This is a genomic window from Halobaculum sp. EA56, from assembly GCF_051195075.1.
Classification (GTDB): domain Archaea; phylum Halobacteriota; class Halobacteria; order Halobacteriales; family Haloferacaceae; genus Halobaculum.
In genome coordinates, this window is sequence record NZ_JBNTJX010000031.1 from 1 (window position 1) to 11,512 (window position 11,512).

Genomic DNA, 11,512 nt, shown 5'->3' on the forward strand with positions numbered 1-11,512 from the left:
CGAGCACAAGAAACTGTTTCCGGGGAACATCGGCCCGTCGACCGGCGAGATGGGAACGTCGATGTTCTGGGCCGGCCAGAACAAGCTGTTCGAGGAGACGTTCGGCAAGCTCGAGGACTGGCTCGCCGAGGAGGGCTACGTCGGGAGCATCGACATCAACTGCATCGTGAACGAGACGGGGATCTACCCGTTGGAGTTCACGCCGCGGTTCGGCTACCCGACGATCGCGCTCCAGGAGGAGTCCATCGAGTCGTCGACCGGCGAGTTCTTCTACGACCTCGCGCACGGCAACGACCCCGAGTTGGACGTGCACGACGGCTACCAGGTCGCCGTTCGGATCGTCCTCCCGCCGTTCCCCTTCGACGACGAGCGGACGTACGACGAGAACTCCCGCAACGCGGTCGTCGTGTTCGAGACGGACAGCCGCGAGGGGATCCACCTCGAGGACGCGAAGCAGGTCGACGGCCAGTGGCGCGTCGCCGGCGACAACGGGATGCCCGTCGTCGTGACCGGGAAGGGCGACACCATGCAGGCCGCCCGGGAGCAGGCTTACGGTCGCATCGACGACATCGTGATGCCCAACATGTACTACCGCGACGACATCGGCGAGCGCTGGATCGACGGCGACGGCGACCGGCTGCTGGCGTGGGGCTACCTCGGGCCCGCGTAGGCGGCCCCGGGACGCTCCCGCTCCACACCGGCGGGGTTCCGCCGCCGCCGCGACTATGCCGGCGGCCCCCGTCCACACCCACGCATGATCGAGACACCCGACGCGGCGGCCGCCGGTACGTTCGACCTCGACGGCGAGACGACCGTGAACCGGCTGGGGTTCGGCGCGATGCGCCTGTGTGGCGACGACATCATCGGCGCTCCGGACGACGAGGCGAACGCCCGAGCGGTCGCACGCGCGGCCGTGGACCACGGCGTCGACTTCGTCGACACGGCCGACTCCTACGGGCCGGGCACCTCCGAGCGACTGCTGCGGGAGGCGGGCGTCGTCGACGACGCGGTCGTCGCGACGAAGGCCGGCCTGCTCCGGAACGCCGACGGCGACTGGCTCCCCCACGGCGACCCGGACTACGTCCGCAACCAGGCGCTGGCGAGCAAGGACCGCCTCGGCGTCGACACGATCGACCTGTACCAGTTCCACCGGCCCGACCCGGACACGCCGTTCGCCGACAGCGTGGCCGCGTTCGCGGAGCTGAAGGACGAGGGGCACGTCCGCCACGTCGGCCTCTCGAACGTCTCCGTCGAGCAGCTCGACGAGGCGCGCGGGCAGGTCGCCGTCGCGACCGTCCAGAACCAGTACAACGTCGCCAACCGCGAGGACGAGGACGTCCTCCGGGCGTGCGAGAACGCGGGGATCGGGTTCGTCCCCTGGTACCCGCTGGCGGCCGGGGATCTCGGTCCCGTCGCCGACGCGCTCGACGAGGTGGCCGAGACGCACGACGCGACCCGTCGGCAGGTCGCCCTCGCGTGGCTCCTCGGCCACTCGGACGTGACGCTGCCGATCCCGGGCACTTCCAGCGTCGAGCACCTCCGGGAGAACGTCGCCGCCGCGGGGCTGACGCTCTCGGACGAGGAACTCTCGACGCTCGCCGAGGCCGGCGAGTAGGTCGGGTCCGCGAGAAGGACGACCGCGGGCGGCGTCAGGCCGTGCGCCAGGACCGCAGGTCGACGACGACGACGGCCGACACCGCCGCCAGCGCCAGCAGCGACGCGCCGACGAGCGCCGCGCTCGGGGCCATCACGAGGCCGTAGATGAGTGTCAGGAGGGCCGTCGCGGCGACGACCATGACGACCAGATACCGGATCAGCCAGTCCTCAGCCTCGCGCTCAGTCATTACCCGCCAGTAGCTCCGCGATCCGGTAAAAGCGCGTCGGGATTCGCCTCGGACGCTCGCCGTCCGCGGATCGGGGGTCGACGGCGCGACCCCGACATCCCGGACCGGGCCCGGGTCCCGTCGGCCTCACCCGAGCGCCGCGGTCCCCGCCACCGTCGGCCACGCCGCCCAGGCGGCCAGCAGGAGCGCCAGTGCCAGCGCGCCGACGTCCGCCCGACTCGGCGCGGACGGCGGCGGGGTCGGGTTCCACGAGAGGCACCGCGCGCGCAGCGCGAGCGCGAGCCGATCCGTCCGCGAGAGCACGCGGGTCAGCCCCGTCGTCGCGACGATCCGGACCCTGTCGCGGAGCGACCGGCGCTCGCCCAGTCTGGCGCGCATCGCCTCCCGAACCCGCGCGAGGTCCGCCTGGATCACCGGGAGGAACCGGAAGACGAGGCCGACGCCGAGGCCGAGCAGTCGCCCGGCCCTCCCGGGAACCAGCCGCGCGACCGCCGCCTCCGACTCGCGGACCGGGGTCGTCCGCACGTACGCCGCCACGAGCGCGAGCAGCAGCAGCGTTCGGTAGGAGGCGAGCGTCGGGTCGACCGCGGCCGCCGGCTCCACCCACGGCGACCCGAGCCGGAGCGCCTCGATGGCCGGCCCCGCCGCGAGGAACGGGAGCACGCCGCGGTACTCCGCCAGCGCGACCCGGAGCGGCGTCGCCGAGAGCGCGAGCATCCCGACCACGAGGAGCGTGAGCGCCGCCAGGCCGCGCGGGTCGGTGTGTGCGAACGCGGCCGCGGCGAACGCCGCCTGCAGGAGCAGCTTGCTCCGGGCGTCGAGGCGGTGGCCGAGCGAGTCGGCGGGCTCGTACGTCAGCATCCGTCCGGCCGCCGGACCGGGAGCCCGTCGAGGCGGTCGACCGCCTCGTCCGGCTCGCCGTCGACCGCTACCTCGCCGTCCGAGAGGACGACCAGTCGGTCGGCGGGTCCGAGCACGTCGCGGAGGTCGTGGGTGACGAGGACGACCCCGGTCCCGTCGCGGTGGAGGTCGACGAGGCGGTCGAGGACGGACCCCCGGGCGGGCTCGTCCAGCCCCGTGAACGGCTCGTCGAGCACGAGGTGGTCGGGCTCCATCGCCAGCGCCCCCGCGACGGCGACGCGCTCCTGCTCGCCCCCGGAGAGGCGGTCGATGCGCTCCCCGCCGCGGTCGGCCATGTTCACGGCCGCGAGCGACTCCGCCACGCGGCGGTCGACCTCGGCGCGGTCGAGGCCGAGGTTCTCCGGGCCGAACGCCACGTCGCGCGCGACCGTGGCGGCGACGAAGCAGTCGCGCGGCTCCTGGAACACCATCCCGACGCGCGTCCGGGCGCGAACGAGGTCGTCGCCGACGGGCGCGCCGTCGACGAGCACCTCGCCCTCGTCGGGGGTGAGCAGGCCGTTGAACTGCCGGATCAGCGTCGACTTCCCGGAGCCGTTCGCGCCCGCGAGGACGAGGAACTCGCCGTCCGGGATCCGGATCGACACGTCCCGCAGGACGGGAACGGCGTCGTCGTCGCCGTAGCGGTGGGTCACCCCCCGTGTCTCGATCACGGTCGGGTCCTCACCGGTCCGAGCGCGCGGTCACCGCGCGACCACCGCGTCGCTGCGGACGACCGCGACGGTCGCGGCCATCTTGATCGCCTCCGCGGGCACGAACGGCACCGCCGCCGCGAGCAGCGCCGTGACGACCCCCACGTCGCCGACGATCGCGTATCCCGCCGTGCCGAACGCGTAGATCACCAGCGTCGCCGCCGTCATCGCCCCGACGAGGCGACCGAGGCCGACCTCGGACGGGTCGACGAGTTCGCCCGTGCCGTGGACGCCGAGGCCGACGAGCCCCGCGGCGACGGGGTACGACCAGAGGTAGCCGCCCCACTGGCCGAACAGCGACCCGAGGCCGGCGCTCCCGTAGGCGAACACGGGCGCCCCCACCGCGCCGGCGACGACGTAGATGGCCATCGAGGCGAACCCCCAGACCGGACCGAGGAACACGCCCGCCAGGAACACGCCGAGCACCTGCAGCGTGAACGGCACCGACGTGACCGGGAGCTGGAACGATACGTACGCGAACACGCCCGTCAGCGCCGCGAACAGCGCCGCGCGGGCCAGGTTGGCGACGACCTCCTCGCCGACGAGGTCGACGTCCTCCGTTACGGTACTCATGCGCCCGGTCGTAAACCGACTCGTCGAATAGAGTTTACGGAGTTCGGTCGGTAGATCGGCGGACTCCCACCGGACGGTCCCGACGGGTCCGGTCAGGTCGTGACGGCCGGTTTCGTACGGGGAAGCGACGCCCCCGGACCGAACGCGCGGAGTCGGCCGGTGAGCCACGCTTATGCCGGTCGCTCCGGTAGCGGTGTTATGAACGAGGACGCCGGCGCGGGCGACGAGCGAGTCGACGCCGCCTCCGACGGGTCCGACGCCGGCGTGCGTGGGGGCGGTCGGGCCCCCGAGGAGTCGTTCGCCAGGCTGGGGAACGAACTCCGGTTCTCGATCCTCGAGGTCCTTCACGACCGGCTCACGGTGGGCGACCGGAGCGACTACACCGTGCCGTACTCGGAACTGCGGGAAGCGGTCGGGGAGGAGGACAGCGGGCGGTTCGGCTACCACCTCGATCGCCTCCTTGGCGAGTTCGTCGAGAAGCGCCCGGGCGGCTACGCGATCCGCTACCCCGGCAAGGAGATCGTCCGCACCGTGTACAGCGGCGCCGTCGACGAGCGCACGGAGGCGGTCTCGCGTCCGGTGGACGCGGACTGTTACCTCTGCGGCGACCCCGTGCGGGTGGCGTACGCCGACGGCTACGTCTCCGCGTGTTGTACCTCGTGTGAGGGTGCGCTCGCGTTCGACTTCACCCCCGAAGGGGCGCTCAGTTCGCTCCCCGTCCCCGCCGGCGCCGTCGGCGACGCCGTCGAGACGGCCCCGCTCGACCTCCTCGACCGGGTCCACGGCTGGTTCTCCCACCGCGCGCGGTCGTTCGGGGACGGGATCTGTCCGCGGTGCGGGGGGACCGTCGTCTCGGAGATCCGGGCGTGCCCGGCCCACGACGCCGAGGGCGGTCCCTGCGACGAGTGCGGCACCGCGCTCCCGGCGACCGTCGAGGTGACGTGTCGGGTGTGCTCGGAGTCGGGCATCGTGCCGGGGGGCTGCGCCGTCAGCCACCGGTACCCGTTCCGGACCGCGCTCGCGGACGCCGGCGTCGACCGCCTGGGATACGACGCGTTCGCCGTCGCGATGGGGTGGCCGTCGGTCCCGACGGAGCGCGACGGCGACCCCGCGGTCGCGTACGACCTCCCGACGGAGTCGGCGCCGGTCGTCGTGGACGGCGACCTCGACATCCACGTCGGGGGGTGAGGCGACCGACCGCTCCCGCCCGCGGACCGTCGGCGACCTCTCGATCCGAGGTCGGCGGTGACGCCGCCGGCGTCGTCGACTCGGTGACGACGGCCCGGGACGCGCGAGATCGGCTCAGTACCGATCGGAGAGCGACCGGAACCGGTCGAGGTCGTGGCCGTACAGCACGTCCGCGTCGGTCCTGCGCTCCAGTTCGCGGAGCGTCTCCAGGCTCTCGCGCCAGTCGCGCTCGCTCCACAGGAGTCCCGGACCGAGCGGCGCGCCCTCGGCGTAGTTCGCGTCGACGTAGCACTCGTCGCCGGCGATCAGCAACGTCCCTGCCGGCGTGTCGACGCGCGCCCCGAGGAGGCCCGGAGTGTGGCCCGGGAGGTGGAGCAGTTCGAACCCCTCGGCCAGGGTGTGGCGGTGCCGTCTGACCACCCGCCAGTTCAGGTCGCCGTCGAAGTCCGGGGCGAGATACGCGATCGATCCCTCGTCGGTGTGGGCCGAGTAGAACGCGAACTGGAGTTCCTCGCGGTGGACGTACACCGGCGTCCCGGTGCCCGCGAACGCGTCGAGGTTGCCCGCGTGGTCGAGGTGGAGGTGGCTCATCACGACGGCGTCGACGTCGGCGAGGCCGTAGCCCGCGGCCGCGAGGTCGTCGGCGAGCGCGTGCTCGTCGGCGTCGTGGGCCTCGAAGGCGGCGTACAGCGGGTCGGGCCAGTACTCGGCCGCGTCGGTCGGGACGCCGGTGTCCCACAGGTAGGTCGTCCCGCCGGCCTCGATCACGGCGTTCCAGACGACGAACTCGATCCGTTCGTGGTCGGGGTTCGGCTCCGCCGCGCTCGCCATCGACGCGCCGTCGACGACGTACGCCCGGTCCGCCCGCACGCGACCGCGGTCGACGAGGGTGACGTTCGCCATGCCGACGTGTCGGGCGTCTCCGATATCAATCCACGCCCCGGTCCTCCCCGGACGCGTCCCGTCACGTCCCACGGGGAGGACGCGGTCGGTCGATCGAACCGGTCCAGTTGCGTCCGTTGCACCGGGGAGGTAACCGTCCGGTCGCCGCGGCGGGGTTCCCGCAACGATCGGGCGTCACGCCGGGCGCGTGCAACGGTCCGAAACCGTCGTATCCGGGCTCGAAACGGTCCAGAACGACCGTCGGGTGTTTTGAGAGCCCCACCCCTCCGGACGGGTGCCATGTCAGGAACGCCGTCGCGGGCGAGGCACGGGCCGACACGACCGTCCGAGGCGCTCTCGGACGCGAACGCGCTCGTCCTCGCCGAGCCGTCGCCCGCAGGGGGCCGCTGTCCGTGTACGAGAGAGGCACACGACGGGACGGCCTTGAGGGCGGAGCCGACCGGGTTCCTGCGCGTGGCGTTCACTCGGGCCGACCGGGTTCCGCCGCGGGAGTGGGTTCACGCCGCCGCCGACGCCGGCGTCCGCGTGCGCGTCGTCGACGCGACGCCGTGCCCCGAGGAGGGGGACGACGACGAGGTGGTCACCGTCGCGGCGTCCGGGCCGTCGAACCTGACGGACCTGGGGGTTCGGATCACCGACGCGCTCGCGGAACTTGACGCGTCGGGCGGCCGAGCGACCGACGACGCTGCCGCCGACCGGACGGACGGGGGGTCCGCCGGCCGGGGGCCGGTCTGCTGTCTCGGCTCGATGACGGCGCTGTTGCAGTACGTGGACACGCGCGACGTCTATCAGTTCGTGAACGCGGTGACCGCGCGCGTGTCGACCCACGGGGGGGTGGCCCACGCGCACCTCCAGCCGGAGCTGCACGACCGGCAGACCGTCGACACCGTCGCGTCGCTGTTCGAGGTGGTCGCGGAGCCGAGGACCGACGGGGCCGGGCTCGAAGTCGTCCGAAGCCGCCGTCGGTGATCCGAGCGAACCATATTTGAATCCCGACTGTTTCATCGAAATCCGAAGCACGTGAGGGCTGTGTAACTATCCCGTTAACTGACTGTTTCACACCGTTTCGACGGTTTCATTCCCCGAGAACCGGCGAGAAAGCGTTAAGCCGCTCCCTACGAAGCGGGGAGCAAGGGGGATGTGCGCGAGACGAGCCGACAGGGGGACGGTTCAGCCGACCGTAGCCGTCGCCGTCGCGGTCGCCGCGCTCGTACTTCTCGGGGTCGTCGCCGGGGCGGTCCCCGGCCCGGAGGGGACCGGCACCGCGGCCGCCGCCGACACCGGCGACGCCGCGCTCTCGCCGGGCGAGGTGACGATCACCGCGAGCGGCTTCGACGACGGAAACGTCGTCCTCAAACGGGGCGACGCCGTCTACCTCTGGCACGGCGACCCCGCGCGCTTCGCCGCGACGATCGAGACGGGCGGAAGCGACGGCGAGGGGCACTACGAGGCGTGCCTCCGTTCGCGCCCGGCCGACGGCGAGCCGCGGGAGATCGCCTGCGAGTCGCTCGTGCTCTCCGGGGGATCCACCACCGAGGTCACCTTCGCGATCGACTCGTGGGAGGGGGCCGGAACCGGCCCGCGGACCGTCGAGGTCGTCGTCGCCGCCGACACGCTCGACGCCGAGGTGGCCGCCCGCGCGGCCCACGAGGTCTCGGTGGTCCGGAAGGAGGGCGACCCCGACGGCGACGGCGCGACGAACGAACGCGAGGTGGCGGTCGGGACGAACCTCTCGGTCGCCGACACGGACGAGGACGGCCTCGTCGACGGGATGGAGCTCGACACCTACGGGACCGACCCGCACGCGGCCGACACGGACGGCGACGGCCTGCGGGACGGTCGGGAGGTCGACGAGGCGCACACCGATCCGACGCGGACGGACACGGACGGCGACGGCCTCTCGGACGCCCGGGAGGTCGAGGGGACGGGGACGAACCCGAACCGCGTCGACACGGACGGCGACGGCCTCCAGGACGGCCGGGAGGTGCGCGTCCACGGCACCGACCCGACGGTCGTCGACACGGACGGCGACGGCCTCGTCGACGGCCGGGAGGTGCGCGTCCACGACACGAACCCGACGGCGGTCGACACGGACGGCGACGGCCTCACCGACACCCACGAGGTCCACGGGACCGGGACGGACCCCAACGCGGCCGACACGGACGGCGACGGCCTCGACGACGGCCGCGAGGTCCACGGGACGCGCACGGACCCGGCCGACGCGGACACGGACGGCGACGGGATCCCCGACGGACGCGAGGTCGACGAGTACGGGACCGACCCGCTCGTGGTCGACACGGACGGCGACGGCCTCTCCGACGGGAGGGAGGTGAACACCTTCGGGACGGACCCGCGCTCCGGGGACTCCGACGGCGACGGCGTCCCCGACGCGGCCGAGGTGGACGCCGGGCCCGTCCCGCTGTGGCTCTCGGTACACGCGACGACGCTGGCGGGCGCCGCCGCCGCGGCCCTCCTCGTCGCGGTCGCGTGGACCTCCCGGCGGCGCTGGGTTCCGCTCGTGCCCGAACGCGTCCGGGCGGCCGTCCGCGAGGACCCCGCCGTCAGGAACCTCCGGCGCGCCCTGCCGACCGACCGTGCCGGCTCAGCCCGGGACGCCGTCGGCGGCGTCGGGCGGCGGGTCCGCTCGGCGGTCGCGGCGGCCCGCGCGGCGGCTGCCGACCCCGGTTCGACTGCCGGGATCCGGCAGGAGGCCGACGGCGGCCGAACGGTCGGCGACGCCGCGCGCGGCCGTGACGGCGCGGGCGGGACCGGGGACGGGAACGACCCCGCAGCCGGGCCGTCGGACGCCTCCGAGGCCGACGGAGCGGGGTCGGGGTCGTCGATGGCGTCGCCCGGCGACGCGACCGGAGACGGGAACGCGACCGGGACGGGGGCGGCCGCTGCCGACCCCGTACTCACGCCCGAGGAGGAGGTCCGCTCGGTGCTGGCCGAGAACGGCGGTCGGCTCCGGCAGTCGGAGATCGTCGAGATCACCGGCTGGTCGAAGTCGAAGGTGAGCAGAACCCTCTCGCGGATGGACGACGACGGCGCCGTCGAGAAGACGAGCGTCGGGCGGGGGAACGTCATCTCGCTCCCCGGGCACACGCCGGAGGGCGCGCGGTCGCCGTTCGAGAGCGAGTAGGACGGGTCGGTCGCGGCGGTCGTGTCCGGCGGGTCGGCCGCGGTCGTCGGCCTCCGCCGTCGCGGCGCCGACCCTACGGCGCGTACTCGGTGTCGTCAGAGACGTCCGAGATGCCGTCGTTTCGGACCGAATCGAGGTCCACCCCGTCCACGACGTCGTCGGCGTCGCCGTCCGCGGCGCCGGCGGCCTCCTCGTCCTGGGGCTCGACGATTCGGTTCGTTCCGGTCACGGACTCGAACACCTCGCGGAGGTCGTCTGTCCGGTCGGCTCGGGAACTCATGCGAACGCGATCACGGGAGGGTCCGACATCAACGCGTCCCGCGAGTGTTTCGCGCTCGCACACGCGCATGCGCGCGAGTCAGTCGAGGTCGGTCGCGGCGCGGTCGATGAGGCCCTCGCGAACCGCCCGCAGCAGTCGCTCGTCGAGCGGCAGGTCGCCCCAGCCGTCGGGCAGGTCCTCCCCCTCCGGGTCGAGCTCGTCGAGCGCCGCCGCGACTTCCTCGTGGACGAACCGACCGTGTTCCCCGCACTCCCCGCACGAGCGGATGACGTACTGGACGCGGTAGTCCCGTTCGACCTCGCCTCCGCAGTACGGACAGACGTACGTCTCCGGCACGGATGCGACTTGGGCCCCCGGGTACTCGGTCGTTGCGGGTCGCCCGCACCGCATCGTCGACGGCGGCGTTCACAGGGGGCTGTCTCGTCCGCGGCGGGGACAGGGTCACCCGTGGCGACAGCGTCACCCCTGCCGGCGACGGGGTGGTTCGTCGACCGCGCGCCGCGTCACCCGTCGAGCGCGGTCCGGATCCTGTCGAGGTGGAAGGCGACCGCCTCGGCCCCGTCGACCTCGGGGTACCGCGGCCGGGTCACGACGCCCGCGCCGTCGACGGCGGATCTGACGACCGCGACCGCGCGATACACGTCGGGGACGCGGGGCGGGGGGCGCACCTCGCGGTAGCCGGCGCGGAACGCCTCCCGCAGCGGGTCGCCGTCGTCGACGTACCAGTCGCACACGAGGTGTTCGGCCTTCGCGACGGACAGGCCGGGATCCGCGGCGAGCGGCCGCCCCCAGTCGAGCACCGCCGCGACGCGGCCGTCGGCGACGAGCGCGTTCCCCGGCCGCAGGTCCCACGGATACAGCCGGGGCCGGGGCGCGTCGGGGAGGGAGCCCGCCGCGTCCGCGACCGCCTCCCGGAGCCGCGGCCGGACCGCGTCGAACGCCGACGGGAGCGCGTCGATCCCCGCGAGCGCGTAGCCGCGGAACCACTCGTTCCACCGCTCGACCCCGGCGGACCCGGACTCCGGGGAGCGATCGGACGGTCCGTCCTCGGTCGCCCGACCGAAGCCGGGTCGGCGGACGCGCAGCGACGACCCCGGGTCGGCGGGGTCCAGAACCGCGTGCCACTCCCCGGCGTCGCCGCGCGGTGTTCGCCGGTCCGCCGCGTCCCGGCTCCCATCGTCGTCGACGCGGACGCCGACCTCGCCGAACGCCTCGAAGGCGAACGACCCGTGTACCTGTGCCAGCGCGCTCCCGAACGTCCGCGCGACTCCCAGCCGTCGCTCGGGGGAAAGCCCGACGAACGCCCCGTGGAGGTCGTCGCCGGCGACGTGCTCGGTGACGAGGTAGCCGTGCCCGTCCGAGCCGAGGGCGCCGCCGTCGAGCACCGCCGGGACGGGAACGTCCGTCCTGGCGCGGATCGACCGCCCGACGGCCGCCTCCGTCCGGAGCGCGTCGCCGTCGGCGGCCGTCTGTATCACGACCGACCGCGGCCCGTCGCCGCCGACGAAGCGGACGACAGCCGTCCGTTTCGTGTTCCCCCGGGAGACGTCGACGCGCTCGGCGACGGTCCGCCCGGGGAAGGCCGCCGCGACCGCCGCGGCGACCGTGTCGCGTCCGCCGTCGGTCATCGGGTCCCCGGGGCGTCCAGGATCGACTCCAGCTCAGTCAGCGACGCGAGCGCGTGCTCCGGCGCGAAGGGGCTCGGGTCCGGCCGGCCGTCGCCGTCCGTCGGGTAGTCGCTCCACGGGCCCGGGACCCACGCGACCGGCAGCCCGGCGCCCTGTGCCCCGGCGACGTCGTGTTCGAGGGAGTTCCCGATGTACAGCGTCTCGGCGGGGCCGGTGTCGAGCGCGGCGCAGACGCGCTCGAACGGCTCCGGGTGGGGCTTCCCGCGGGCCATGTCCCCCGCGTACACCGTCGCGTCGAGCGCGTCGGTCAGCCCCAGGGACTCCAACTTCGGCGCCTGCCGCCA

At 73.8% G+C, this 11,512-nt stretch carries 13 protein-coding genes and 1 pseudogene; 5 read left to right on the forward strand and 9 right to left on the reverse strand.

The annotated features are described in order from the left end of the window. Both ACQUQ1_RS20740 and ACQUQ1_RS20745 read left to right on the forward strand, forming a co-directional pair. Positions 1 to 670, forward strand: a pseudogene (locus ACQUQ1_RS20740) (phosphoribosylamine--glycine ligase); the annotation flags it as partial. Between the two features lie 84 nt (positions 671 to 754). Then, a complete protein-coding gene (locus tag ACQUQ1_RS20745) occupies positions 755 to 1,615 on the forward strand; it encodes an aldo/keto reductase (protein ID WP_435066156.1) in 861 nt (286 codons plus the stop codon). Positions 1,616 to 1,649: 34 nt separating this feature from the next. On the opposite strand, the gene ACQUQ1_RS20750 is transcribed toward ACQUQ1_RS20745, so the two are convergent. From ACQUQ1_RS20750 to ACQUQ1_RS20765, 4 genes are all read right to left on the reverse strand, one after another. After that, the gene (locus tag ACQUQ1_RS20750; protein ID WP_435066157.1) at positions 1,650 to 1,844 is read right to left on the reverse strand and encodes a hypothetical protein; all 195 of its coding nucleotides are present in this window, start codon (positions 1,842 to 1,844) and stop codon (positions 1,650 to 1,652) included. 126 nt (positions 1,845 to 1,970) lie between these two features. After that, on the reverse strand, positions 1,971 to 2,705 hold the full coding sequence (locus ACQUQ1_RS20755; protein WP_435066158.1) for an energy-coupling factor transporter transmembrane component T family protein: 735 nt from the start codon (positions 2,703 to 2,705) through the stop codon (positions 1,971 to 1,973). Next, complete coding sequence (locus tag ACQUQ1_RS20760) at positions 2,699 to 3,415, reverse strand: energy-coupling factor ABC transporter ATP-binding protein (protein WP_435066159.1); 717 nt, start codon at positions 3,413 to 3,415, stop codon at positions 2,699 to 2,701. The genes ACQUQ1_RS20755 and ACQUQ1_RS20760 overlap by 7 nt, the downstream gene beginning before the upstream one ends. A gap of 30 nt (positions 3,416 to 3,445) precedes the next feature. Continuing rightward, the gene (locus ACQUQ1_RS20765; RefSeq protein WP_435066160.1) at positions 3,446 to 4,027 is read right to left on the reverse strand and encodes a biotin transporter BioY; all 582 of its coding nucleotides are present in this window, start codon (positions 4,025 to 4,027) and stop codon (positions 3,446 to 3,448) included. A 198-nt stretch (positions 4,028 to 4,225) separates the two neighbouring features. Between ACQUQ1_RS20765 and ACQUQ1_RS20770 the strand changes: the two genes are divergently transcribed. After that, a complete protein-coding gene (locus ACQUQ1_RS20770; protein WP_435066161.1) occupies positions 4,226 to 5,215 on the forward strand; it encodes a DUF7351 domain-containing protein in 990 nt (329 codons plus the stop codon). Between the two features lie 114 nt (positions 5,216 to 5,329). On the opposite strand, the gene ACQUQ1_RS20775 is transcribed toward ACQUQ1_RS20770, so the two are convergent. Continuing rightward, entirely contained in the window at positions 5,330 to 6,118 is a 789-nt protein-coding gene (locus ACQUQ1_RS20775) for an N-acyl homoserine lactonase family protein (protein ID WP_435066162.1), read from the reverse strand. Between the two features lie 279 nt (positions 6,119 to 6,397). Between ACQUQ1_RS20775 and ACQUQ1_RS20780 the strand changes: the two genes are divergently transcribed. Then, a complete protein-coding gene (locus tag ACQUQ1_RS20780; protein ID WP_435066163.1) occupies positions 6,398 to 7,087 on the forward strand; it encodes a DUF7504 family protein in 690 nt (229 codons plus the stop codon). Positions 7,088 to 7,256: 169 nt separating this feature from the next. Beyond that, positions 7,257 to 9,260 (forward strand): DUF7343 domain-containing protein, encoded by a 2,004-nt coding sequence (locus ACQUQ1_RS20785; protein WP_435066164.1) that lies wholly within the window; start codon positions 7,257 to 7,259, stop codon positions 9,258 to 9,260. A 73-nt stretch (positions 9,261 to 9,333) separates the two neighbouring features. Here ACQUQ1_RS20785 and ACQUQ1_RS20790 read toward each other — a convergent pair whose 3' ends face one another. The 4 genes from ACQUQ1_RS20790 to ACQUQ1_RS20805 form a co-directional block, all read right to left on the reverse strand. Further along, positions 9,334 to 9,540, reverse strand: a complete 207-nt coding sequence (locus ACQUQ1_RS20790) for a hypothetical protein (protein ID WP_435066165.1) — start codon at positions 9,538 to 9,540, stop codon at positions 9,334 to 9,336. Positions 9,541 to 9,618: 78 nt separating this feature from the next. Then, positions 9,619 to 9,876: a hypothetical protein gene (locus ACQUQ1_RS20795; protein ID WP_435066166.1), complete on the reverse strand. Its 258-nt coding sequence runs from the start codon at positions 9,874 to 9,876 to the stop codon at positions 9,619 to 9,621. Between the two features lie 167 nt (positions 9,877 to 10,043). Further along, positions 10,044 to 11,168, reverse strand: coding sequence for a phosphotransferase family protein (locus ACQUQ1_RS20800; protein ID WP_435066167.1), 1,125 nt, complete (start codon positions 11,166 to 11,168; stop codon positions 10,044 to 10,046). Then, on the reverse strand, positions 11,165 to 11,512 hold a 348-nt coding region (locus ACQUQ1_RS20805), incomplete at its 5' end, for an HAD family hydrolase (protein WP_435066168.1). The genes ACQUQ1_RS20800 and ACQUQ1_RS20805, both read right to left, overlap by 4 nt.